20 protein-coding genes are annotated in these 25,857 nt (G+C 54.1%); 7 read left to right on the top strand and 13 right to left on the bottom strand.

The features are described 5' to 3' along the window. Positions 1-56: 56 nt before the first annotated feature. The gene (malT, locus tag AC0LWE_RS21875; RefSeq protein WP_131486965.1) at positions 57-2,762 is read right to left on the bottom strand and encodes an HTH-type transcriptional regulator MalT; all 2,706 of its coding nucleotides are present in this window, start codon (positions 2,760-2,762) and stop codon (positions 57-59) included. Between the two features lie 585 nt (positions 2,763-3,347). On the opposite strand from malT, the gene malP reads away from it, so the two are divergent. Further along, complete coding sequence (gene malP, locus AC0LWE_RS21870) at positions 3,348-5,741, top strand: maltodextrin phosphorylase (protein WP_202694676.1); 2,394 nt, start codon at positions 3,348-3,350, stop codon at positions 5,739-5,741. 9 nt (positions 5,742-5,750) lie between these two features. Then, positions 5,751-7,838 (top strand): 4-alpha-glucanotransferase, encoded by a 2,088-nt coding sequence (gene malQ / locus AC0LWE_RS21865; protein ID WP_202668699.1) that lies wholly within the window; start codon positions 5,751-5,753, stop codon positions 7,836-7,838. 54 nt (positions 7,839-7,892) lie between these two features. On the opposite strand, the gene gntT is transcribed toward malQ, so the two are convergent. The 3 genes from gntT to gntX form a co-directional block, all read right to left on the bottom strand. Continuing rightward, positions 7,893-9,209 carry a gluconate transporter gene (gntT, locus tag AC0LWE_RS21860; protein ID WP_015960788.1) on the bottom strand — a complete coding sequence of 439 codons (1,317 nt, stop codon included), beginning with the start codon at positions 9,207-9,209 and terminating at the stop codon, positions 7,893-7,895. A 298-nt stretch (positions 9,210-9,507) separates the two neighbouring features. Beyond that, positions 9,508-10,083, bottom strand: a complete 576-nt coding sequence (gene nfuA / locus AC0LWE_RS21855; RefSeq protein ID WP_059180299.1) for a Fe-S biogenesis protein NfuA — start codon at positions 10,081-10,083, stop codon at positions 9,508-9,510. Positions 10,084-10,144: 61 nt separating this feature from the next. Beyond that, positions 10,145-10,828 (bottom strand): DNA utilization protein GntX, encoded by a 684-nt coding sequence (gene gntX / locus AC0LWE_RS21850; RefSeq protein WP_202668700.1) that lies wholly within the window; start codon positions 10,826-10,828, stop codon positions 10,145-10,147. A 36-nt stretch (positions 10,829-10,864) separates the two neighbouring features. Between gntX and bioH the strand changes: the two genes are divergently transcribed. Then, positions 10,865-11,638 carry a pimeloyl-ACP methyl ester esterase BioH gene (gene bioH / locus AC0LWE_RS21845; protein WP_219347305.1) on the top strand — a complete coding sequence of 258 codons (774 nt, stop codon included), beginning with the start codon at positions 10,865-10,867 and terminating at the stop codon, positions 11,636-11,638. Between the two features lie 108 nt (positions 11,639-11,746). Continuing rightward, positions 11,747-12,016, top strand: a complete 270-nt coding sequence (locus tag AC0LWE_RS21840) for a YdgH/BhsA/McbA-like domain containing protein (protein WP_015960784.1) — start codon at positions 11,747-11,749, stop codon at positions 12,014-12,016. Between the two features lie 40 nt (positions 12,017-12,056). On the opposite strand, the gene feoC is transcribed toward AC0LWE_RS21840, so the two are convergent. The 5 genes from feoC to greB form a co-directional block, all read right to left on the bottom strand. Beyond that, entirely contained in the window at positions 12,057-12,293 is a 237-nt protein-coding gene (gene feoC, locus AC0LWE_RS21835; protein ID WP_059180296.1) for a [Fe-S]-dependent transcriptional repressor FeoC, read from the bottom strand. Between the two features lie 9 nt (positions 12,294-12,302). Continuing rightward, the gene (gene feoB, locus AC0LWE_RS21830) at positions 12,303-14,621 is read right to left on the bottom strand and encodes a Fe(2+) transporter permease subunit FeoB (RefSeq protein WP_219347306.1); all 2,319 of its coding nucleotides are present in this window, start codon (positions 14,619-14,621) and stop codon (positions 12,303-12,305) included. A gap of 30 nt (positions 14,622-14,651) precedes the next feature. Further along, on the bottom strand, positions 14,652-14,879 hold the full coding sequence (feoA, locus tag AC0LWE_RS21825) for a ferrous iron transporter A (protein ID WP_015960781.1): 228 nt from the start codon (positions 14,877-14,879) through the stop codon (positions 14,652-14,654). A 274-nt stretch (positions 14,880-15,153) separates the two neighbouring features. Then, positions 15,154-17,484 (bottom strand): Tex family protein, encoded by a 2,331-nt coding sequence (locus AC0LWE_RS21820; protein WP_219347307.1) that lies wholly within the window; start codon positions 17,482-17,484, stop codon positions 15,154-15,156. 87 nt (positions 17,485-17,571) lie between these two features. Next, positions 17,572-18,045 (bottom strand): transcription elongation factor GreB, encoded by a 474-nt coding sequence (greB, locus tag AC0LWE_RS21815; RefSeq protein ID WP_219347308.1) that lies wholly within the window; start codon positions 18,043-18,045, stop codon positions 17,572-17,574. 231 nt (positions 18,046-18,276) lie between these two features. Here greB and ompR point away from each other — a divergent pair, with 231 nt between their 5' ends. Together ompR and envZ are read left to right on the top strand one after the other, a co-directional pair. Next, positions 18,277-18,996, top strand: a complete 720-nt coding sequence (gene ompR / locus AC0LWE_RS21810) for an osmolarity response regulator transcription factor OmpR (RefSeq protein WP_001157751.1) — start codon at positions 18,277-18,279, stop codon at positions 18,994-18,996. Continuing rightward, positions 18,993-20,336 carry a two-component system sensor histidine kinase EnvZ gene (gene envZ, locus AC0LWE_RS21805; protein WP_202668703.1) on the top strand — a complete coding sequence of 448 codons (1,344 nt, stop codon included), beginning with the start codon at positions 18,993-18,995 and terminating at the stop codon, positions 20,334-20,336. The genes ompR and envZ overlap by 4 nt, the downstream gene beginning before the upstream one ends. 43 nt (positions 20,337-20,379) lie before the next feature. On the opposite strand, the gene nadS is transcribed toward envZ, so the two are convergent. From nadS to pckA, 3 genes are all read right to left on the bottom strand, one after another. Next, positions 20,380-20,676, bottom strand: coding sequence for a NadS family protein (nadS, locus tag AC0LWE_RS21800; protein ID WP_202668704.1), 297 nt, complete (start codon positions 20,674-20,676; stop codon positions 20,380-20,382). Positions 20,677-20,747: 71 nt separating this feature from the next. After that, the gene (locus AC0LWE_RS21795) at positions 20,748-21,065 is read right to left on the bottom strand and encodes a type II toxin-antitoxin system RelE/ParE family toxin (protein ID WP_059180291.1); all 318 of its coding nucleotides are present in this window, start codon (positions 21,063-21,065) and stop codon (positions 20,748-20,750) included. Positions 21,066-21,194: 129 nt separating this feature from the next. Beyond that, positions 21,195-22,814, bottom strand: coding sequence for a phosphoenolpyruvate carboxykinase (ATP) (gene pckA / locus AC0LWE_RS21790; protein ID WP_059180290.1), 1,620 nt, complete (start codon positions 22,812-22,814; stop codon positions 21,195-21,197). 381 nt (positions 22,815-23,195) lie between these two features. On the opposite strand from pckA, the gene AC0LWE_RS21785 reads away from it, so the two are divergent. After that, entirely contained in the window at positions 23,196-24,932 is a 1,737-nt protein-coding gene (locus AC0LWE_RS21785) for a DUF4153 domain-containing protein (protein ID WP_219347309.1), read from the top strand. Between the two features lie 39 nt (positions 24,933-24,971). Here AC0LWE_RS21785 and hslO read toward each other — a convergent pair whose 3' ends face one another. After that, positions 24,972-25,850, bottom strand: a complete 879-nt coding sequence (hslO, locus tag AC0LWE_RS21780) for an Hsp33 family molecular chaperone HslO (protein ID WP_059180288.1) — start codon at positions 25,848-25,850, stop codon at positions 24,972-24,974. Positions 25,851-25,857 lie beyond the last annotated feature (7 nt).

Genomic DNA, 25,857 nt, shown 5'->3' with positions numbered 1-25,857 from the left:
GCAGACCGCAGACCGCAGACCGCAGACCGCAGACCGCAGACCGCAGACCGCAGACCCTAAACTCCATACCCCATCATTTTCAGCAGCTGTTGCGCATGCTGCACGGCGTCCTGCCGATGTGCCACGCCCAGTTTCTGATATAAGTTGCGAATGTGCGTTTTGATAGTGGTTGCCGCGACGGCCAGTTCACCCGCAATTTGCTCATTGCTGTAGCCAGAATAAATCAGCCCCAGTACCTGCCATTCACGCTGCGTCAGCGGGCTGGTGCGGATCAGTTCCGGCACCTCCGGGTGCGTCAGCAGGCGTTCGACAAAGTTCTCATCAAAGTGCGCGAATTTATGTCGATGATGCTGATTTATCTCACGCAAAATACGCTGGGCGCGGTGCTGGTCCAACTCCGGCAACGTATTGAGCTGAATCAGCTGGCGCAGCTGCTGCGCCATGACTTCGCCTTCAATCACAAAGTGGCTGATAAAACCGGTACGATTTGCTAATTGCAGCGCCTCCAGCAGCACACGCTGGGCATCATTTTTACGCCCGGCCTGCCAGTACAGCTGATTGAGCAGCAGCAGGTTGCGGTTGAGATCGCTCATCAGGCGCAGGCTGCGGGCATTTTCATTCAACTCTTCCAGCACGATTTCTGCGGGTTCAAAGTCCCCCAACAGGATCTGCACACGGGCAATATTGCGCCACTGGCTTTGCAGGAAGTGGTTGTTGGCAAACTCGGGTTTTGGCGTTTGTCGCAGCCAGTTGGCGGCTGATTTTTTATCGCCGATCATTTGCCAGTAAATCACTCGCACTTTATCGGCATTAGACACCCAGTCGCTATGGTACTGACCGTTGCCGAGCAAGTTTTCCAGACGATTAAGATGGTTGCGAGCGTTATCCAGATCGCCACGTGCCAGCGAACACTGTACCAGCAGCGCCAGGCATTGCAGCTGCTGCTGCGGTTGAAACGCGGAAAGCACTTCGACACCGTGACGGGCGGAGCTTTCGGCCTCATCCAGACGCGACCACGCCCACAAAAGCTGAGCGCGAATGCGTAACAAGAACTCATGCATCGGCAGCTGTTCCAGGTGCTGATCGTGAATCAGCTGGAACGCTTTTTCCTGCGTCTCCCAGGCCGCTTGCAGGAACCCTTGCGCGAATAAAATTTCGCTTTGCTGGATCATGCTCCACAAAGCGTAATGCCAGATATCGTGGCGGCGAGCCATCTGTTCCGTTTGCTGCATCAGCGCCAGGGAACGGCTGAGATCGCCTTTACAGTGCAGCACTTCGCCGTGTACCGACGTGGCGACAATTCGGCTGTAGAAGTTGGCCAGCGGCAGTTCATCCAGGGCGATCATCGCCAGGCGTTCTGCCTCTTCCGGATCGCCATCGTTAATCGCGACCTGCGCACGCAAGGCGTTAAATTCGCCGTGCAGCGTGGGATCCATTTCGCCCTTCATCTCTTGTTCGGCGCGCGCCAGCAGCAGGTTTACTTCGCTGTAGCGGTGCTGACTTTGCATCAGCCAGGCCTGCAGAAGCACCAGACGCGGATTTTCCAGCAGGCTTTCCCACGGCAACGCGCGCAACGACTCTTCGAGCAGCGTCAGTTCGCTATGGTTAAACAAGCCCCACGCGTGGTTGAGTAAAATATCGCGCAGCATATTCGCGTCGCCCGCGGCCAGCGCATGATGAATGGCTTCGCTCGGGAAGCCCTGCGCCATCCAGCTTTCTGCGGCTGCGCGGTGAACTTCTGGTAATTCTGTGGCCAGTTCCCACTGGCAGCGCTGACGCAGGAAGCTGCCAAAAAGCGGGTGAAAGCTGAACCATTCGCCAGAGTCATCCATGCGTTGCAGGAACAGGCCCTGACGTTCAATTTCTTCGAGGCGCATTTGCCCGTTGTCTTCGCCGGTAACACGCACAATGAGCGCATCGTTCATCGAACGCAGCAGCGAGCTTTTCAGCAAGAACTGACGGGTGGCGGGATCGACGCTGTCCAGAACTTCATCGACCAGATAATCGGATAAATGGCTGGCGTTAATGCCTGACAGGCGACGCGCTGATTGATGCGTCGGGCTGTTATTTTGTCGTGCGGAGAGGGCGATCAGCTGTAACGCGGTGGCCCAGCCCGCAACGTCATCACACAGGCGGCTGCTTTCTGCGGCTTCAATGGGCGAGCTGAGACGGCAGTCAAAAAACTGTTTGGCTTCCTGATGGTTAAAAGAAAGCTGTTGGCTGCCGACTTCCAGTAGCTGATCGCGTACGCGGAGGTTAGCGATACCCAACTGCGGCAAGTTACGCGACAGCACGACCAGCGTCAGGTTTTCCGGCTGATGGCGCAGGAAGAAGCGCATGGATTCATGGATGACCGGGTTGGTGATCAGATGATAATCATCAATCACCAGATAAAGCGGGCGATGCCATTCGGCAAGTTCGATAAAGAGCTGAGCGAAAAGCGACGAGAGACTTGCGTACTGGCGCTTTTGCACCATGATTTCGCTGGTGACGCAGTGCCCGTTTGTGGCCTGCTGAATGGCAGCAATCAAATAGCTGGCGAAACGTTCTGTTTGGTTATCTCCTTCATCAAGAGAGTACCAACCTAAATCGCTTTTGCCGGAGGCCCACTGAGAAATGAGCGTCGTTTTTCCATAGCCTGCAGGGCTCGTTACCAGCGCCAGTCGGAAATTATTCGCGCCGGAAAGTTTCGCCAACAGACGTTCGCGGACCACAGTATGGTCAAGACGAACCGGGCGACTTAATTTGGACGGAATCAACATAAGTTTTCACTTCACTGTGGGGAAACGAGGAAATCGATTTTTTTTGCGCTTCGTAATTAATAGATATAAGGTCGGCCAGAAAGAGAACTATTGCAAGTTATGTCCGTCTTTTCTGTGCCTTAATTTGCACTCTGTCACAAATTTATTTTGATCAGGGTGGGAACTTTTCGATATGCCCTATAAACCGCGTGGATGCTGGCTTGTATGCATTTAGTGCGGTTAAACTGAAATCGGTTTCAGTCAGCCTGATATCGCGCAAAGAAATAAATATTCTGCGTGACGGCGTCGATAAAATAACGTGCCTGAATAGTTACAAAAGTCATAAATATTATTTCACGTAAACATTTATTTCTGGGTCAATTAATTTCAACCGAAACTGCATTTCATTTTTTTGACACTCTTCCGATTTATCCTGACGCCGAATGGGCACACTCGTTCTATGCTCAAGAGTGGCCTTGATCACACTTTAGCGCTCATCCCTGCTACTCCTCCCTGTCTAATCCCCGTCAGGAGGAGGAAGAGAAAACATGAGCCAGGCACACTAGCGCCAATATCGTTACTTTATCTACAGGATGCCGATTCCCTATGTCACAGCCTACCTTCAATAAAGATCACTTTCAGGCAGCCCTGACGCGTCAGTGGCAGCGTTTTGGTTTGCACGCGGCAGAAGACATGACGTCTCATCAGTGGTGGCAGGCAGTGAGCGGTGCGCTGGCTGAATTGCTCAGCGCGCAGCCCGTGGCGAAGCCAGTGAAAAACCAGCGTCACGTTAACTACATCTCCATGGAGTTCCTGATTGGTCGTCTGACCGGGAATAACCTGCTCAATCTTGGCTGGTATCAGGACGTGAGCGAAGTGCTCAACGAGCACAATATCCATCTGACTGATTTGCTGGAAGAAGAGACCGATCCGGGGCTAGGTAACGGTGGACTAGGACGTCTGGCGGCGTGTTTCCTGGATTCCATGGCGACCGTGGGACAATCCGCGACGGGCTATGGCCTGAACTATCAATACGGTCTGTTCCGCCAGTCTTTTGCGGATGGCCATCAGAGTGAAGCGCCGGACGACTGGCATCGAGGCACCTATCCGTGGTTCCGCCATAATGCGCAGCTCGACGTGCAGGTGGGGATCGGCGGGAAAGTGTCGAAGCAGGGTCACTGGGTGCCGGATTTTGTCATTACCGGCGAAGCCTGGGATCTGCCTGTGCTGGGTTACCGCAATGGCGTCGCACAGCCGCTGCGTCTGTGGCAGGCGAAGCACGCGCATCCGTTTAACCTGACCAAATTTAACGACGGCGATTTCCTGCGCGCTGAACAGCAGGGTATCGACGCTGAAAAACTGACCAAAGTGCTCTACCCGAACGACAACCATCTGGCCGGCAAAAAGCTGCGTCTGATGCAGCAGTATTTCCAGTGCGCCTGCTCCGTGGCCGACATTTTGCGTCGCCATCATCTGGAAGGACGCAAGCTGGCGGAACTGCCGGATTACGAAGTGATTCAGTTGAACGACACGCACCCGACAATTGCGATTCCGGAGCTGCTGCGCGTGCTGATCGATGAGCACCAGCTGAGCTGGGACGCGGCCTGGGCGATCACCAGCCGTACCTTCGCGTATACCAACCACACTCTGATGCCAGAGGCGCTGGAGTGCTGGGATGAGAAGCTGGTGAAGGCGCTGCTGCCGCGCCATATGCAAATCATCAATCAGATCAACGACCAGTTTAAAGTACTGGTGAAGAAAACCTGGCCGGGCGACAAAGACGTCTGGGCGAAGCTGGCCGTGGTGCATGACAAACAGGTCCGCATGGCAAATATGTGCGTGGTCAGCGGTTTTGCGGTGAACGGTGTGGCGGCGCTGCACTCGGATCTGGTGGTCAAAGATCTGTTCCCGGAATATCACCAACTGTGGCCAAACAAATTCCATAACGTGACTAACGGCATCACGCCGCGTCGCTGGATCAAACAGTGCAACCCGGCGCTCGCCGCACTGCTGGATAAAACGCTGAAAAAAGAGTGGGCCAACGATCTCGACCAGCTCATCAACCTGGAAAAGCAGGCCGATGACGCGAAATTCCGTGCCAAATACCGCGCGATTAAGCTGGATAACAAAGTGCGTCTGGCGGAGTTTGTGAAAGTGCGCACGGGCGTTGAAATCAATCCCCATGCCATTTTTGATATCCAGATTAAGCGTCTGCATGAATACAAACGTCAGCACCTGAATCTGCTGCACATTCTGGCGCTGTACAAAGAGATTCGTGAGAACCCGAGCGCCGATCGCGTGCCGCGCGTGTTCCTGTTTGGCGCAAAAGCCGCACCGGGTTACTACCTGGCGAAAAACATCATCCTCGCCATTAATAAAGTGGCGGAAGCGGTGAACAACGATCCTGCCGTGGGTGATAAGCTCAAAGTGGTGTTCCTGCCGGATTATTGCGTCTCTGCCGCTGAGTTGCTGATTCCGGCGGCGGATGTCTCGGAGCAGATCTCTACAGCGGGTAAAGAAGCGTCCGGTACAGGCAATATGAAGCTGGCGCTGAATGGGGCATTAACTGTGGGCACGCTGGACGGTGCAAACGTCGAAATTGCCGAGCAGGTTGGCGAAGAAAATATCTTTATCTTCGGCCATACCGTAGAGCAGGTGAAAGCGCTCAAAGCCAAAGGCTACGATCCGCTGAAATGGCGCAAAAAAGACAAAGTGCTGGATGCCGTGCTCAAAGAACTCGAAAGCGGCAAATACAGCGATGGCGATAAGCATGCGTTTGACCAGATGCTGCACAGCATCGGCAAACAGGGCGGTGACCCGTATCTGGTGATGGCTGACTTTACCGCTTACGTTGACGCGCAAAAGCAGGTGGATGTGCTGTACCGTGACCAGGATGCCTGGACTCGCGCGTGCATTCTGAACACCGCGCGCTGCGGGATGTTCAGCTCTGACCGCTCAATTCGTGATTATCAGGCCCGTATCTGGCAGGCAAAACGCTAAGGAAGCGCGATGGATAGCAAACGTCTGGATAATGCCGCGCTGGCGGCGGGGATCAGCCCCAGTTATATCAATGCTCACGGCAAACCACAGTCAATTGGCGCTGAAACCAAAAGACGTTTGCTGGATGCCATGCACAAGGCACAACCCGTCGCGAAAGCGGCGGTAAGCCCGGTTCCTGTCGTTAAGGTGTATACCCACGGCAAAAAAATGCCGTTACCGATTGACGGAAAAGGGGAATTTAGCTGGGAACTGACCACCGAAGAGGGGCATCAGCATAGCGGTCATGCCACGGGGGGGAAAACACTGACCCTTCCGGCAAAGCTGCCAGAGGGCTACCACACCCTGACGCTCACGCAGAACAGCCAGCGCTTCGCGTGTCGGGTGATCGTCGCACCGAAACGCTGCTTTGAACCACAGCCATTGCTCGAAGGTAAAAAGCTGTGGGGCGCTTGCGTGCAGCTTTATACCCTGCGTTCAGACGATAACTGGGGCATCGGCGATTTTGGCGATCTGAAAAAAATGCTGGGGGAAGTGGGTAAACGCGGCGGCGCGTTTATCGGCCTGAACCCGATTCACGCGCTTTATCCGGCTAACCCGGAAAGCGCCAGCCCGTACAGCCCGTCGTCCCGCCGCTGGATGAACGTGATTTATATCGACGTTAACGCGCTGGATGATTTCAAAAAGAGCAAAGACGCGCAGGCGTGGTGGAAACTCAGCACCACGCAACAGATGCTGAAGCACGCGCGTGAGGCAGATTGGGTCGATTATTCAACCGTCACGTCGCTCAAAATGGCGGCGCTGCGTCTGGCGTGGAAAGGCTTCTCAGCGCGCGATGACGAGCAGATGACGGCATTTCGTCAGTTTATCGCGCAGGAAGGCGAAAGCCTTTACTGGCAGGCGGCGTTTGACGCGCTACATGCCTATCAGGTGAAAGAGGACGAAATGCGCTGGGGCTGGCCAGTGTGGCCAGAGGCGTATCAGTCCGTTGATTCCCCGGAAGTGAAAGCATTCTGTAAAAAACACGCGGATGAGGTGGACTTCTTCCTGTGGCTGCAATGGCTGGCGTACAGCCAGTTTGCGGCCTGCTGGCAGCAAAGTCAGGGCGACAACATGCCGATTGGCCTGTATCGCGATCTGGCCGTTGGCGTGGCGGAAGGCGGGGCGGAAACCTGGTGTGACCGCGAGCTGTACTGCCTGAAAGCGTCGGTCGGCGCGCCGCCAGATATTCTGGGGCCGCTCGGGCAAAACTGGGGGTTGCCACCGATGGACCCGCATGTGATGGTCGCGCGTGCTTACGCACCGTTTATCGATCTGCTGCGCGCCAACATGCAAAACTGTGGGGCATTGCGTATCGACCATGTGATGTCGGTGCTGCGTTTGTGGTGGATTCCGTACGGCGAAACGGCCGATCATGGCGCGTATGTGCACTATCCGGTAGATGATCTGCTGTCCATCCTCGCCCTCGAAAGCAAGCGTCACCACTGCATGGTGATAGGCGAAGATCTTGGCACCGTGCCGGTTGAAATCGTTAGCAAATTACGCGACAGTGGCGTCTATTCCTACAAAGTTCTGTATTTCGAGAGTGACCATGAGAAGACGTTCCGTTCGCCGAAAGCGTACCCTGAACAATCAATGGCTGTCGCGACAACGCATGATCTTCCTACGCTGCGAGGCTATTGGGAAAGCGGTGATCTCACGCTCGGCAAAACGCTAGGCTTGTATCCTGACGACGTGGTGCTGCGCGGTTTGTATCAGGATCGCGAGCTGGCAAAACAGGGTCTGCTGGATGCGTTACGTAAGCATGGCTGTTTGCCAAAACGTACCGGACACAAAGCTTCGTTGATGTCGATGACCGCGACGTTAAATCGTGGAATGCAGCGTTACATCGCCGACAGTAACAGCGCATTGCTTGGGCTCCAGCCGGAAGACTGGCTGGGCATGGCGGAGCCGGTGAACATTCCGGGCACCAGTTATCAGTACAAAAACTGGCGGCGCAAACTCTCCACAACACTTGAAAAGATGTTTGCCGATGAAGGGGTGAACAAGCTGATTAAGGATTTGGATAAACGTCGTAAGGCCGTCGTGAAGAAGAGATAAAACGAAGAAGATATGAAACAAAGAACCCGCCAACTGGCGGGTTCTTTTTTGCGTTTAAATCACCATGTTCAGCAGCAGAACCCCGATCAGGCCGCATACCGAGATAATGGTTTCCAGCACAGACCAGGACTTGATGGTCTCGCCGATAGTCAGGTTGAAGTATTCCTTGAACAGCCAGAAGCCAGGATCGTTCACGTGGGAGAAAATCACGCTACCGGAACCGACTGCGATGACCATCAGCTCTGGGCTCACGCCGGTTGTCGCAATCAGCGGAGCCGCAATGCCGCCAGCGGTAATCGCCGCCACGGTCGCAGAACCCAGCGCGATACGCAGAACCGCAGCAATAGACCATGCCATCAGCAGCGGAGAAATATTGGTGGAATGCATCATGGAGGCGATGTATTTGTCCACGCCGCTGTCGACCAGAACCTGTTTGAACGCACCGCCACCGCCGATGATCAGCAGCATCATGGCAATGATTTTGATGGAAGAGGTCAGCGTTTCGTTGATCTGATCCATGTTGCGGCCACGATTCAGACCAAAGGTAAACAGGGCAATCAGCACCGCGATCAGCGTCGCCATGACCGGGTCACCCAGGAATTCTGCAACGGACAGGAACGGATGGCCTTTCGGCAGAATCATCTCCGCAACCGCACGCATCGCCATCAGGACGACCGGGACCAGCGAGGTCCAGACGCTGACGCCAAAGCTTGGCATCTCTTCTTCTGTGAAGGTTTTTGCGCTGTACAGGCCTTCAGGAATCGGCTTGTCGATGCCTTTCAGGCAGCGAGCAAACACCGGTCCTGCCAGAATAACCGTTGGAATCGCCAGAATGGTACCGAACAGCAGGGTTTTGCCCATATCTGCATGGAAAATGGTCGCGATTGCGGTTGGACCCGGATGCGGGGGCAGGAAGCCGTGGGTGACAGAGAGCGCAGCCGCCATTGGCACGCCAACATACAGCAGCGGGATGTTAGCGGCGGCTGCGATGGTGAACACCAGCGGCAGCATCAGTACGAAGCCCACTTCGTAGAACAGTGCAAAACCTACCGTGAAGCCGGTTAATACCACGGCCCACTGGATGTGTTGTTTACCGAATTTGGCAATCAACGTGGTGGCGATACGCTGCGCGCCGCCACAGTCTGCCAGCATTTTGCCGAGCATGGCGCCGAAGCCCATAATCAGCGCCAGACTGCCGAGCGTTCCGCCCACACCGGCCTTGATTGAGCTAATAACTTTTACCAGCGGCATCCCTTGCATCAAACCGACTGCGAGTGCCACCAGAACCAGAGCGATGAACCCGTTCAGTTTGAAACGGATCATCAAGAGCAGTAATAAGACAACACCGATAGCGACGATAACTAATGGCATGATTGACCTGGCCTATGATTTGTTATGGGTAACGTCATTGTTTCAACGACACTTTCCGATTGCCCCAACTGGGAACAGAGTGTTTACGGCACTAATACTGATTGCCTGCGAAACCATTAAGTTTAGTCGGCTGTTATGAGGGTGCTTAGTGCTTGGGGGAATGATACGGGTAACATCTATCGATTGAGAATCACCCTGGGGGGCAAAATTTGAATTATGAGACGCAGGTCATGTTATGGCGGGAAGGGGAAATGCGGCCCGGCAGGAGGGACGTTGCCGGGCAGAGACAGCCGGGAGCTTAGTAGTAGGAGTGCTCGCCGCGCTGGTGTTCCGTGAGGTCGCGAACGCCTTTCAGCTCCGGGAACTCGTTCAGCATCTGCTTCTCGATGCCTTCTTTGAGGGTCACGTCGACCATAGAACAGCCGTTACAGCCGCCGCCAAACTGCAGGATCGCTAAGCCGTCATCGGTGATTTCCATCAGCGTCACACGACCACCGTGGCCTGCCAGCTGCGGGTTAATCTGCGATTGCAGCAGATATTCCACACGTTCCATCAGCGGCGCATCGTCAGACACTTTACGCATTTTGGCGTTAGGTGCTTTCAGCGTCAGCTGAGAACCGAGCTGGTCGGTAACAAAATCGATTTCCGCATCGTCAAGATACGGTGCGCTCAACTCATCGACATAGGCGGTGAGTTGTTCAAATTTAAGGGCAGTGTCAGATGCTTCCACAGCGTCCGGAGGACAATAAGAAACACCGCATTCTGCATTCGGAGTGCCTGGATTGATCACAAACACGCGGATCTGCGTCCCTTCTTCCTGATTTGCCAGCAGTTTGGCAAAGTGCGCTTGTGCAGAATCGGAAATACGGATCATAGCTTTGGCCTAATAGTTGACTAAAATACTTGGGTATTATTATACGCCCATCGGAAAAGGGCTACAAGGTACGACACATACACCATACCTGAACCGACGCCGCGCCGCTTTGCAAAAGCAGTCGGGAAAGTTCGGACACGGTGCTGCCCGTCGTGACGACATCATCCACAATCGCGATATGGCGACCTTTCACCGACAATTCAAGGTGAAAGGCATTTTTAAGGTTTCTTTTACGCAGTCGGGCGTTGAGCCGGTGCTGGACAGCCGTTGCGCGCGTGCGTTTCAACGCGCCAGAGAAGTAAGCACAGCTTAGCCAATGTGCGAGCGGACGGCACAATAAATCGCTTTGATTATACCCGCGACGCCAGTGGCGGCGGGAGTGTAGCGGTACGTTGATAATAAGATCGACGTTTGGCAACGCCCGCACTCGCCTGGCGTGTAAAACTGCCAGCACTAACAGACGGGCAAGGGGGGAGGCCAGCTGGCTCTGACCCGTAAATTTCAGTTTGTGGATCAGGCCGCTCAGCGGCTGGACATAATCATCGACCGCCACCAGAGCACACCACGGCGGCGGATTTTGCAGGCATCTCCCGCAAGGCATCTTCATGTTCATCGCCGGTAAACCGCATTGCGGACAGCATCGACGACGGGTATTGAACGATCGCGTACAGACCGAACACACGCCCCATCGACTCATCATGAGCGGCATTCGGCATAGCCAGCACAAGCCAGGCACTGTTAGCATGAGCAACTTCCTTGTTAAAAAAGAGAACCATAACCGATGAAGAATCTTTGGTGGCAGACTGTCGGCACGGGAAATTGTCATCTTGTGCTGCTGCACGGATGGGGACTGAACGCCGAGGTGTGGCATTGCATTCAGGAGGAATTGGCCTCGCATTTCACGCTGCATCTGGTTGATCTGCCCGGCTTTGGGCGCAGCCGTGGTTTTGGTGCCGTGACGCTTGATGAGATGGCGCAGCAGGTTTTGCAACACGCGCCGCCAAAAGCCGTTTGGCTCGGCTGGAGTCTCGGTGGGCTGGTGGCAAGCCAAATTGCATTACACTCCCCGGAGCGAGTTCAGGCATTGGTGACCGTCGCATCGTCACCGTGTTTTAGCGCGCGGGAGGGATGGCCGGGCATAAAGCCCGAGGTTTTATCCGGTTTTCAGCATCAGCTAAGCGAAGATTTTCAGCGTACGGTGGAGCGTTTTCTGGCGCTGCAAACGCTGGGAACGGAAACCGCGCGGCAGGATACGCGGATGCTGAAAAGCACGGTGCTGGCATTGCCAATGCCCGACGTGGACGTACTCAACGGTGGTCTTGAAATCCTGAAAACGGTCGATCTGCGTGAGGCGCTGGCAATGCTTGATGTGCCACATCTGCGGATCTATGGCTATCTTGATGGGCTGGTTCCACGCAAAGTGGTCCCGCTGCTGGATGCGCTGTGGCCGCAAAGTGAATCGCAGGTGATAGCGAAAGCCGCGCATGCGCCGTTTATCTCGCATCCCGATGAATTCTGCGCAGCGCTGGTTGCGTTAAGTCAACGTTTCAACTGATTTTTATTCTCATCCTGGCAAAAGTCACTCACCGCAACAATACTTCAAATGTCGTTGCGGCGATTCAGCCGACGATAATCAAAACTACAATTTATGGGAGTGATCGCTATGAAGCTTGTTTCCGGTATTGTTGCCTCTCTGGTTATTGGGTCTTTGTCTTTCAGTGTATTCGCAGCGCAAGAGCTGGAGAAAGATAAAGTGGCTGGCATGAATTTGACGAAGATCGGTGATATCACGACGTCGGATACCACGGCTCCGATGGATGCGAAAAAAGAGCTGTCGAAAAAGGCTGATGAGCTGGGTGGCACTTACTATGTGATTACCAGCGCCAATAAGAACGAAAAATCTGTTCACGCCACAGCTGACGTTTATAAATAATGTCTACACGCCGGAGGCGAAATGCCTCCGGCGTGTCTGTTTATCGTAATGCCCACCACTCCTTCAGACAGGCCTTTCCTTCCGGGCAACGCTTGCAACTTCCCGTGAGACAACCGTCGGCATCTTCTTGAATGCGTCGAGCTTTCCCCATCGCTTCCATTCTTTCGAGCATGGCCTCGATCAACGGTTGTGGCGTGTGCAAAGAGAGGCTGAGCTGTTTTGCCTCCATGCGTCCCTGCAGCGCCAATAAGTCTCTCACCTGAATCATGGATGCCATGTTGACCTCTTAGTGGCAGTCGCCAGCCGGGCTGTTACAACAATTTGCTGCCGTCTTGTTGGTGGCCAGCAGGTTAACGTCGACGCGGCTTCGCGCCCGACGCAGCAGGCCAAGCAGAACAACGTTAAACAGCACTACCGCCAGAATGCACACCAGACTGTAGCGCGGATGCTGGCTGAAATTGGTCGCCTGATAGAAAACGGTAGAGAGTGAGTAGGAGATGTTCAGCCCCCACAGAACCGAGAAACCCATCCAACCGCGGCTGGATTCGCGCGCTATCGCACCCATCACGGAAATGCAGGGGATGTAGAGCAACACAAAAATCAGGTAGCTGTAAGCCGCTGACGCGCTGCCAAATTTCTCGCTCATCACGCCCATCGCGCCTGTTGCCATCTCGCCATCGCCTTTGCTGGCTTCGATAGGGTTAGCCAGGACGCTCAGGCTGAAGGTGCCTTTCAGACTCTGCCAGGTTTCATCGACCGCCCCGAACAGCTCATCGCCGAGATGGAATTCCGCTGGGTTGAACGCCTCTTCCTGAATATTTTCTGCCGTGTAGAGCGTGTTCAGCGTACCGACGACCACCTCTTTCGCCATCGCGCCGGTGAATAGCCCCACGGTCGCTTGCCAGTTGTCTTCGTGGACGCCAATCGGTTTGAACAGCGGAGTAATGACACGGCTGACGGAGGCCAGGGCGGAGTCGTTGATGTTATCTGCGGCTTTGCCATCGAGCGTGAAGCTGTTCAACGCACTCAGGAAAATGCTGACAATCACGATCACTTTACCTGCACGTAAAACAAAGCCTTTCAGGCGCTGCCAGGTTTGGATCAGCAGGCTTTTCACGTGCGGAACGTGATAAACCGGCAGTTCCATCACAAAGGGTGACGCTTCGCCGCGCATGATGGTGTGTTTGAGCATCAGACCCGTGAGAATTGCCATCACGATGCCGAGTATATACAGCGAGAAGACCGCCAGCGCGCCTTGCTGGCCGAAGAAGGCCGCAGCAAATACGGCAAAAATGGCCAGGCGCGCACCGCAAGACATAAACGGTGCCATCATGATGGTCATCAAGCGCTCGCGAGGCGCATCCAGCGTACGCGCGCCCATCACCGACGGCACGTTACAGCCAAATCCAACAATCAGTGGAACGAAGGATTTACCCGGTAAACCGAGCGCTTGCATCAGACGATCCATGACGAATGCCGCGCGGGCCATATAACCTGAATCCTCAAGGAAAGAGAGGAACAGATACATCATGCCAATTTGCGGTACTAACGGCAGTACGGTGTTAACCCCGCCGCCAATCCCCTGAGCCAGGAAAATGGTCAACCATTCCGGGAAGTGCAGCGTGTAGCCAACCCATTGCAGCCCGTGAATAAAGATAGCCACCGACCCCACATCAAACAGCGGTTGTAACGCCCCACCAATGTTAATGGCCAGCAGGAACATCAAATACATCACCAGCAGGAATACCGGCAGGCCGAGAAAACGGTTCAGAATAATTCTATCGACAGCTGCGGTGAAACGGCTGTGTTCCGCCGTCAGCGTGTTACTGACCACTTCGCAAATGGCGGCAATACTTTGATAGCGCGCATCGGCAATATGCAGCGCCGGATCGTCGAGTTGTTCATTGAGTCGCGCGAGGGAAATATCCAGCTTCTGCGCGGCATCGCCAGCGTAGCGACGGCTATAAATATCACCTTCCAGCATTTGCAGGCCGAGCCAGCGGCGCTGTTTTTGCGGCATCGTCTGCGCCATTTCCTGCGCCAGATAATCGGCTTCTTGCAGCAGTGGTTTTGCGTAATGTACCAGCTCAAGATCGGTATTTTGCGAGTGACGATCGACGGCCAGCTTTAAGGCATCAATACCCCGTGCGCGGGTCGACACCAGCGGCACAACCGGGCAGCCAAGGCGAGCGGAAAGCGCGTCGATGTCGATGCGAATTTGCTGTTTTTCTGCCAGGTCGAGCATGTTTAGCGCAACGATGCACGGGATGCCCAGCTCGAGCAGTTGCAGCGTCAGGTAAAGGTTACGTTCGAGATTGGACGCATCGACGACGTTAATCAGTAAATCCGCATCGCCACTCAAAATATAGTGGCAGGCAATTTGCTCATCGAGCGAGGTCTGCGACGAGATCGTGGTTAACGAATAGGTCCCGGGCAGATCAACGAGTGTGACGAGATTGTCGGTCGTTGAAAAATGACCTTCTTTACGTTCGACCGTTACGCCAGCCCAGTTTCCCACGCGCTGACGTGCGCCGGTTAACTGATTGAATAACGTGGTCTTGCCGGAATTAGGATTACCAATTAAGCCAATGGTTAATTTTTTCATTGTTGTAGACTCGGAATAACGACTGGCGATTTATCGGGTTAAGGCTTCGACTTCTAATAAGGCGAGGTCTTTTTTGCGCAGGACCAGATTAACGCGTCGGGTTTCGATATGAACTGGATCGCCCAACGGCGCAATGCGAACGACCTGGAAGGACGAGCCAGGCAACATGCCTAATGACAGCAGTTTCTGACGATAGGCCGGGCTAATTTCGCGGGAAAAACCGGTAATTTTCCAGGCACTGTCTGGTGTGAATTGCATAGACACCACTTTCACCGAAGGTTAAATAATCAACAGATGCAATGATAATGAGAATGGTTTCTACCAGCAATATTTAAAATGTGACGTAATGTTGTTATGGCTATTAATTCGCGGACAGTTTGACCTTGCTCAATATTTAATGATTTTGCAGGTGAGAGAGAAATCACTTATTTGTTAACGAGGTGATAATTGTCGGTTTAAATACGGATATGCAATCGGTTCCACATTGCATAAATAACCCTCCGCCTTTTCAGGAGGAGGGTGAGATGCAGAATTAACGCTTTTTACCCATCGCCGCAGCGAGCGCATCCATCATCGCGCTGTTGCCTGCGGGCTGGGCGTCGCGACCGCGCGGTTGCGCCGGTTTTGCCGCCGGGCGTGCCTGTTCGCGTGCACCACTGCCGTTGCCACGGCGTGCGTTGGTTTCGCCAGGCTGCTCATCCAGACGCATTGTCAGCGCGATACGCTTACGCGGCATATCCACGTCGAGCACTTTCACCTTCACGATGTCGCCCGCTTTCACTACGGTATGCGGATCCTGAACAAACTTATCCGCCAGGGAAGAAATATGGACCAGACCGTCCTGATGCACGCCGATATCGACAAACGCGCCAAAGTTGGTGACGTTAGTGACTGCGCCTTCCAGAATCATGCCAGGCAGCAGATCTTTCATCGTCTCCACACCTTCAGCAAATTTCGCCGTTTTAAACTCAGGACGCGGGTCGCGGCCAGGTTTTTCCAGCTCTTTGATGATGTCAGTAACGGTCGGGATACCAAATCGCTCATCGGTGAAATCGACGGCTTTCAGGTTGCGCAGTTCCGCGCTGTTGCCCATCAGATCTTTCAGCGCTTGCTGCGTGACGGCCAAAATGCGTTCCACCACCGGATACGTTTCCGGGTGAACCGTTGAGGCATCCAGCGGGTTATCGCCGTGGTTGATACGCAGGAAGCCCGCGCACTGTTCAAAGGCTTTTGGCCCGAGACGGCTGACGTTGAGTAACTGCTGACGGTTCTGGAACTGTCCGTTCTCATCACGCCAGGAGACGATATTTTGCGCCATCATGCGCGTCAGCCCAGCCACACGGGTGAGCAGCGCGACGGACGCGGTGTTCAGATCCACGCCAACGGCGTTCACGCAGTCTTCCACTACCGCATCCAGCTTACGCGCCAGCTGGGTCTGGCTGACGTCGTGCTGGTACTGACCCACACCGATAGATTTCGGATCGATCTTCACCAGCTCGGCCAGCGGATCCTGTAAACGACGGGCGATAGAGACGGCGCCGCGAAGGGAAACGTCCAGATCCGGGAATTCCAGCGCAGCCAGTTCGGACGCGGAATAGACCGATGCCCCCGCTTCGCTCACGATCACCTTCTGTGCGGTGACTTTCGGGAACTGTTCCTGTACGTCCAGGAAGAAACGCTCGGTTTCACGGGATGCCGTGCCGTTACCAATCGCCACCAGCTCGACGTTATGTTTCTCGCACAGCGCCGCCACGGCCACGGCGGCTTTTGCTGCCTGACCGGTATGCGGATAAATCGTGTCGGTGGAGACCAGCTTGCCGGTGGCGTCAACGACAGCCACTTTCACGCCGGTACGCAGGCCGGGATCGAGACCCATCGTGGCGCGCAGGCCCGCCGGAGCGGCCATCAACAGATCATGCAGGTTACGGGCAAAGACATTGATGGCTTCGTCTTCAGCGCGTTCGCGCACGGTGCCCATCAGTTCAGTTTCAAGGTGCATCAGCACTTTGATACGCCACGTCCAGCTCACCACGCCTTTACGCCAGCTATCAGCGGGCGCGTTATTCAGGCGCAGGCCAAGATGGTCGGTGATGATCTGCTCGCAATAGCTCTCTTTCGGCGGCTCATCAAACTGCGGATCGGCATTGAGAGAAAGCTGCAGGATGCCTTCGTTACGGCCACGGAACATTGCCAGCGCACGGTGCGATGGCGCGGTAGAAATCGGTTCGTGATGATCGAAGTAGTCGCGGAATTTCGCGCCTTCCTCTTCTTTACCGCTGACCACTTTTGCGACGATGTGCGCGTTCTTCCACAGATAATCACGCACTTTTGACAGCAAAGCGGCGTCTTCGGCGAAGCGCTCCATCAGAATATAACGGGCGCCATCGAGGGCGGCTTTGGTGTCCGCGACGCCTTTGTCAGCGTCAATGAATTTGGCGGCTTCCGTTTCAGGATCGTGCGACGGTGTGTTCCACAGCAGATCGGCCAGCGGCTCAAGGCCCGCTTCAATCGCGATCTGCCCACGGGTGCGGCGTTTCGGTTTATACGGCAGATAGAGGTCTTCCAGCTCGGTTTTGCTCATCGTACCGTTGATGGCACCCGCCAGCGCCTCTGTCAGCTTACCCTGTTCGCCAATGGACTTGAGAATGGCCTGACGACGGTCTTCCAGCTCACGCAGGTAGCCCAGACGGGTTTCCAGGTTACGTAACTGCGTGTCATCCAGACCACCGGTGATTTCCTTACGATAACGTGCGATAAACGGCACGGTGTTCCCTTCATCAAGCAGGCGAACGGCAGCTTCTACCTGTTCGGCTCTGGCCTGAATATCACCCGCAATAATGCGGCAGAGCGAATCTTTCATCATGGCTATTTCATCTTTAGGATCGAAATTTAGGGGGATAGTTATACGGACTGACACGGTAAAATGCCAGCCGTGGAGGGCGCTCTCGGACTATTTTACGTACTCAATTTCGTTCACGTACCAGCTCGCTTCGCCCGACGGCGTTTGAACTATCGCTAAATCACCGACTTCCTTTTTCAGCAGCGCGCGAGCCATCGGCGAGTCGATAGAGATGTAATCCTTACGACCAAAAATTTCATCGTAGCCGACAATGCGAAAACGCTTGGTATCGCCGTCGTCATTTTCGATTTCAACCCAGGCACCAAAGAAGACTTTTCCTTCCTGCTGAGGGGAATAATCCACGATCCGCAGGTACTCAAGGCATTTGGTGAGATAACGCACCCGGCGGTCGATTTCTCGCAGCCGTTTCTTATTATACTGGTAGTCAGCGTTCTCACTGCGATCGCCGAGGCTCGCCGCCCATGTCACCTTTTTGGTCACCTCCGGGCGATCTTCACGCCACAGGTAATCCATCTCTTTTTTCAGTTTTTCGTACCCTTCACGGGTGATCAGCGGCGTTTTCATGGTATGACCTATACGACTCGACTCGGTTGCAAACAATGCGCACATTACGTACCACATAGCTTAACAGACAGGACGCATTATGATTTATGTGATGGAATGTGCAGATAAGCTGCTGTTAAATATGCTTTGTAACAATTTCGACTAGAATTTATACCAGAATTAGCTGGTGGTAAACGCGCACTTTTTTAGAATACGTACTGGAATACTATCCGGACCTTTGGGAGTACACATATGCAAGAGAATTATAAGATTCTGGTCGTGGATGACGACATGCGCCTGCGTGCGCTGCTTGAACGTTATCTGACCGAGCAGGGCTTCCAGGTTCGTAGCGTGGCGAACGCCGAGCAAATGGATCGCCTGCTTACCCGTGAATCGTTCCATCTGATGGTGCTCGATCTGATGCTGCCAGGTGAAGATGGTCTGTCGATTTGCCGTCGTCTGCGCAGTCAAAGCAACCCGATGCCGATCATTATGGTGACGGCGAAAGGGGAAGAGGTTGACCGTATCGTGGGCCTGGAAATTGGCGCTGACGATTACATTCCAAAACCGTTCAACCCGCGTGAACTGCTGGCGCGTATTCGCGCGGTGCTGCGTCGTCAGGCTAACGAATTGCCAGGCGCGCCGTCTCAGGAAGAGGCCGTGATTGCGTTCGGTAAGTTCAAGCTGAATCTCGGTACGCGCGAAATGTTCCGCGAAGATGAGCCTATGCCGCTGACAAGCGGAGAATTCGCCGTCCTCAAAGCGCTGGTCAGCCACCCGCGTGAACCGCTTTCTCGTGACAAGCTGATGAACCTGGCGCGTGGTCGCGAATATTCCGCCATGGAACGCTCCATCGACGTGCAAATTTCTCGCCTGCGCCGCATGGTGGAAGAAGATCCAGCGCATCCTCGTTATATTCAGACCGTTTGGGGTCTGGGCTACGTCTTTGTGCCGGACGGTTCTAAAGCATGAGGCGAATGCGCTTCTCACCGCGAAGTTCGTTTGCCCGCACGCTGCTATTGATTGTCACCTTGCTGTTCGTCAGCCTGGTGACAACCTATCTGGTGGTGCTGAACTTTGCGATTCTGCCAAGCCTCCAGCAGTTTAATAAGGTCCTGGCCTACGAAGTGCGTATGCTGATGACCGATAAACTGCAGCTGGAGGACGGCACGCAGTTGGTCGTTCCACCTGCGTTTCGCCGTGAGATTTACCGCGAGCTGGGGATTTCGCTGTACTCTAACGAGGCAGCGGAAGACGCAGGTCTTCGCTGGGCGCAACATTACGAATTTTTAAGCCAGCAGATGGCGCAGCAACTGGGCGGCCCAACGGAAGTGCGCGTTGAGGTCAACAAAAGCTCGCCGGTCGTCTGGCTGAAAACCTGGCTGTCGCCCAATATCTGGGTGCGTGTGCCGCTCACCGAAATTCATCAGGGCGATTTCTCACCGCTCTTCCGCTACACGCTGGCGATTATGCTGATGGCGATAGGCGGCGCGTGGCTGTTTATCCGAATACAAAACCGACCCCTGGTCGATCTCGAACATGCCGCGTTGCAGGTCGGTAAAGGTATTATTCCGCCACCGCTTCGCGAGTATGGCGCATCGGAAGTCCGTTCTGTGACGCGCGCGTTTAACCATATGGCGGCGGGTGTTAAACAGCTGGCGGATGACCGTACGTTATTAATGGCTGGCGTGAGTCACGATCTGCGCACGCCGTTAACGCGAATTCGTCTGGCGACTGAAATGATGGGCGAAGAGGACGGTTATCTCGCGGAGTCCATTAACAAGGACATCGAAGAGTGTAACGCCATCATCGAGCAGTTCATCGATTACCTGCGCACCGGCCAGGAAATGCCAATGGAAATGGCGGATCTCAACGGCGTGCTGGGTGAAGTGGTGGCAGCGGAAAGCGGCTACGAGCGTGAAATCGACACCGATCTGCAGCCTGGCGAAATTCAGGTGCGCATGCATCCGTTATCCATCAAACGCGCGGTGGCGAATATGGTGGTGAACGCAGCGCGTTACGGTAACGGCTGGATAAAAGTCAGCAGTGGTTCTGAGCTGAATCGCGCCTGGTTCCAGGTGGATGATGACGGCCCGGGGATTAAACCCGAGCAACGTAAGCATCTCTTCCAGCCGTTTGTGCGTGGTGACAGTGCGCGCAGCACCAGCGGGACCGGTTTAGGTCTGGCGATTGTGCAGCGTATTATCGATAACCATAACGGTTTGCTTGAGATTGGCACCAGCAAGCGGGGCGGTTTGAGTATTCGCGCTTGGTTGCCGGTGCCGGTATCGCGTTTCCAAAGCAAGGATTGATACGTAACAAGAGAGAGGCAATATGCCTCTCTCTTGTTTTTGGTTAAATGATTTTTAACTGATTGATGATAAAAGGATTAGACTGAAGCAGTAAAAGGATTTTTCTTGGCGCACCTGTTGGCTGGCGTCGCTTCGTTTCCCAGCTTTTTACCAGGTCATAACTGACCCCCACGGCCACGGCAAAATCTTGCTGACGCAATCCCGTCGCTTCCCGAATAGCCTTTACATCGATTTCACTGAATGTGTGCACGCATTCTGGCTTAGGTGTTTCTTCGCCTTTTTCGATACGTACCATCTCTTCTGCACTGGCCAGCAGATCGGCAAATAATTCATCTTTCATCTGTATCTCATCGCCCTTTGTCGACGCCGCACCCGGACTGTTTCCATCGTGGGAGTTACAGAACTTCAGCGTTATACCAGCATATCGGATAACTGCTTCAGAACTTTTTTCTGCTCGTCGGTTAGATCATCCTGTTCATTTTTTGGATAAATCAATGCCAGGTAAATTCGTCCTTTACGACTGACGTTATAATAAATGATTCTGACGCCGCCACGCTTTCCCATACCTGAACGGCTCCAGCGGATTTTTCTAAACCCTCCGGTCCCTGCAATGATTTCCCCGACCTCAGGATCGTCGATGAGCACCTCCTGAAAAGCTCTGAGCTCATCGTCAGGGAGCAGCAATTTCCGCCGTTTACTAAATCCTTGTAGTTCAATAAATGTGAACATGACGCTTCCTGCGCACATTACATTGATGTTAAGTGAGATTGTAGGTGTACTAGGTACATATTGGAAGTGTCTGGTGAACAAAAAATAGCCTTTACCCAGAAAAGTAAAGGCTACTATTGTTCTGTGGGATTAAAGCTTCGGTCCTGCACTCACCAACGCCGCACCTGCTGGCGTATCGGTGTACTTCTCAAAGTTCTCAATAAACAGCTTCGCCAGCGCTTCGGCCTTCTCTTGCCATTGTTCAGGCGAACCATAGGTGTTGCGTGGGTCGAGGATATGCGTGTCTACGCCAGGCAGCGCCGTCGGGATCGCCAGATCAAACATTGGCAGAGTGAACGTTTCTGCATCATCCAGTGAACCATCAATAATGGCGTCGATAATGGCGCGCGTATCCTTAATCGAAATACGTTTACCCGTCCCGTTCCAGCCGGTATTCACCAGATAAGCCTGCGCGCCCGCCGCCTGCATGCGTTTCACCAGCACTTCTGCGTACTGCGTCGGGTGCAGCGACAGGAACGCTGCGCCAAAGCAGGCAGAGAAGGTTGGCGTGGGCTCTGTGACGCCACGCTCTGTGCCCGCCAGTTTCGCGGTAAAACCGGACAGGAAATGATACTGCGTCTGGCTTGCCGTCAGGCGAGACACCGGCGGCAGAACGCCAAAGGCGTCGGCAGTCAGGAAAATCACCTTCGACGCGTGGCCCGCTTTTGACACCGGCTTCACGATATTATCGATGTGATAGATCGGATAAGAGACGCGGGTATTTTCCGTTTTAGAGGCATCATCGAAATCGACCGTGCCATCTGCAAGGACGGTGACGTTTTCCAGCAGCGCATCACGACGGATGGCGTGGAAGATGTCCGGCTCCGCCTCGGCAGACAGGCGAATGGTTTTCGCGTAACAGCCGCCTTCAAAGTTGAACACGCCGTCATCATCCCAACCGTGCTCGTCATCGCCAATCAGGCGACGTTTCGGATCGGTGGAAAGGGTGGTTTTGCCGGTGCCGGACAGGCCAAAGAACACCGCCACGTCCCCCTCTTCGCCGACGTTCGCCGAACAGTGCATGGAGGCAATACCCTGCAGCGGCAGCAGGTAGTTCATGACCGAGAACATCCCTTTCTTCATCTCGCCACCGTACCAGGTGCCGCCAATCAGCTGGATGCGCTCCGTCAGGTTGAACGCGATAAAGTTTTCTGAATTCAGACCCTGCTCTTTCCACTGCGGGTTCGTGCATTTCGCGCCGTTCATCACGATGAAATCAGGCTCGAAATCCTGTAATTCTTCATCGGTTGGGCGAATAAACATGTTCTTCACGAAATGTGCCTGCCAGGCAACTTCAGTGATAAAGCGAACGGAAAGGCGGGTGTCGGCATTCGCGCCACAGAAGGCGTCGATAATAAACAGACGCTTGCCGGAGAGTTGATGAGTGACGAGACCTTTCAGGTGCTGCCAGGTTTCCTGGGAGAGCGGTTTGTTGTCGTTCTTCCCTTTTCCTTTATCTGCCCACCACAGCGTATCGCGGGTAGTGTCGTCACGGACGATATACTTATCTTTTGGCGAACGGCCGGTAAAAATACCCGTGTCCACGGCGATAGCACCAGTTTTCGTCAACACACCTCGCTCGTATCCTTCCAGTGCTGGATTGAGCTCTTCCTGATACAGCGTATCGTAATCGGGGTTGTAAACGAGTTCCTGGACGTCGTTAATACCATAAGCCTTGAGATCTTGCGGGGTTAAATCGTTAACACGCATATCACTGCTCCTTAGCCAATTTGTACTGCCTAAAATTGTAGGGTTTTTCTGAGGTTGTTGACCGCGACGGGGCTCATAGATTTACGTATTGAGAGAAAACCCTTACTAACGGAAAACGCTGTGACTCCTGTCACGAAGCAGGGCGGATTATCGCAGGAATCGAATTTTAGTTGTGGAAAATGTTCCTAAAAGGTTAAACGCTGGTGTATTTAACCAGAGTAATGTGAATGTAATCGCATACATGTAAGAAAGTTACGTAAGAGTTACATGCTGATAATCGATTCACGTCTCTGTCAACAAGGCTGGAAACGAAGGGTGTCGTGAGCCGTTCGCGAGAATATGATGAAAGCGTAAAGTGCGATAACAATCAGGGACTGTGAAATGGAAAATAGTGAAGGCTTATCTCCTGCAACGCGGGCAGGCATCGTTCTGGTCGGGGCGATACAGGGCTTTATCTGTTATTTAGTGACGTGGTACATCGCTTACGCGGATCTTCCCGCCGACAGTTTTTGGCTGGTGTGCGTCGTGCCAGCCACCGTGGTGCTATCGACTACGCTCGCACTGTCGGTCACCTCTTTCAAACAGCGTACGTTATGGCTGGCACTTGCCGTGATTGTACTGGCGGTTGCTGGCATGGGCGCATGGCTCAAATGGACTCTTTACGGCCTTGAGCGGTGGGATATCAGAGATGCACTGATTTTCTTTGGCTTTAACCTTCTGCTGATGAGTTTTCTGATGCTGCCATGGTTGCAGCGAAAGCTTCACCCGGCTTCCGGGAATGATTTCTACACCGATTTTCATAACAGAAGCTGGCATAACGCTTTGACGCTGGCGCTCATTTTCCTCTCTAACGGACTGTTCTGGCTGGTGCTGTTTTTGTGGGCAGAGTTGTTCAAGCTCGTCGGGATCCGCTTCTTTGAAATGCTCTTTTTTGATACCGACTGGTTTATCGCGATTGCGATTGGCGTTGTTTCGGCCTGCGCGGCCATTCTCGCTCGAATGCAGTTGCGGTTAATTCAGGCGCTGCAAAATCTCTTAACCCTGATTGCCACCGGCCTGCTGCCGCTGGTGGCGCTGCTCTCGCTGCTCTTTATCGCCGTGCTGCCGTTTGTGGGCTTTGAAGCGATTTCTGCACGAACATCGGCGGCGGGGCTGCTGCTGAGCCTGAGCATGTTGCTGCTGATACTGGCAACGGTCGTCTGGAGTCCGCAGCGCGTTCTGCTTCCTTATCCGTTCCCACTGCGCTGGCTTATTCGGGTGGCGTTACTGGTCGCGCCAGTCTATCCCCTGCTGACGACGTGGGCCTTGTGGCTGCGTATTGGGCAATACGGCTGGACGCCTGAGCGGTTATACGCGGTGCTGACCACCCTCGTGGCGCTGGTTTGGGCGGTTGGTTTTTGCATCAGCGTGATCAATCCGCGGCGCAATCCGCTGTCGGTACAGCGTTACGTCACCCCGGCCGTTGCACTCCTCGCACTGGCGTGTCTGATCCTGATTCACACACCGATTCTCGATCCGTGGCGCATCAGCGTGGCGAGTCATATGGCGCGTTATCATGACGGCAGGATCACCGCCGATCAGGTGAGTCTTCACATGTTAAGTCAAACCGGGCGCAAGGGCCGCGAAGCGCTGGTTGCGCTGCAAAACGATCCGCAGTTCACGTCAGATGCGAAACGTCACCGGGATGTGAATCAGCTGCTGGCAGGGCAAAAAGGGAAAGCGGATGCATTGACCGCGGCGATACTGGCGAATGTTATACAACGCGCGCCTGGAACGCCGCCTCTGGATAACGGGCTATGGCAAGCGATGCTGAAATACAAGTATCGTTTTGAGACGTGTACAACTGAAAATGGCGCTTGTCTGCTGGTATCACAGGATCTGAACGGTGACGGTCAGCCGGAAGCGGTGGTGTATCAGTTCGTTGATCGCGCGATTCTGGTGTTTACCCGACACGGTAAAGACTGGGCTCTTGCGGGAGAGTCCTGGAAAATGCCGGAAGCGTTATCGCGGGCTGAATTTGATCGTGCGCTTGAGCAAGGCAAGGTGGGTACGGCGGTTAAGCCCTGGGCGGATATCACTATTTTCGGGGAACGCGTAAAGGTGGACTACGATTATTAGCAAAAAGAACGGCTCCCTAGGGAGCCGTTCTGACAAAAATTAATGGACCTGCGGATCGGCCGGAGAAGCGTTATTGCGGATCTCGGCGATGTCCATAGCGTTGAAGACGTAGTGAGAACCACAGTAATCGCAGTTCATGTCGATTTCACCGTCTTCAGCCATGATGCTGTCGATCTCTTCGTCCGGCAGCGTTCTCAGCGCACCCGCACAGCGTTCACGAGAACAGGTGCATTTGAACTCAACATCCTGCGGATCGTAAAGCGTCACTTCTTCTTCGTGGTACAGACGCCACAGCACTTCGTTTGCAGGCAGAGTGAAGAGCTCTTCGGTTTTGATGGTTTCGGTCAGCGTCGCCAGATGCTCAAAATCATTGCCCTGGGCATTTTGCGCAGGCAGAACCTGCAGCAGCATGCCGCCCGCCGCCAGTTGACCTTCAACTTCGCCGGTGCGAATAAACAGGCGTGTTGGCAACTGCTCAGAACGCAGGAAGTAATCTTCCAGACACTCTGCCAGCGTATCGCCTTCAAGGCCTACCACGCCCTGATAGCGCTCGCCTTCGTCTGGTGTGATGGTAATCACGAGGAAACCGTTGCCCACCAGCGTTTTCAGGTCAGCGCCTTCTGGCACGTCACCCTGCACGCGAGCCACACCGCGCATCTGCTGCTGATTATTACCGTTGATAACCGCCATGTTCATCGGGCCGTCACCCTGCAACTGCACGGTGATATCGCCAGCAAATTTCAGCGTTGCGGTGAGCAGGCTTGTCGCCACCAGCAGTTCGCCCAGCACTTTTTTAACAGGCTGCGGATAATTGTGGTTTTCCAGAATCTGTTTCCAGGTTTCGGAGACGGTTACCAGCTCACCGCGAACGGCAAATTGCTCAAACAGATAGCGGTGTAATTGGTCGTGTTGGGCCATAATTTTC

It is taken from the genome of Lelliottia sp. RD5, from assembly GCF_056032945.1.
The sequence above is the reverse complement of the archived record's forward strand: the minus strand, read 5'-3'. Positions and strand labels throughout refer to the sequence as shown.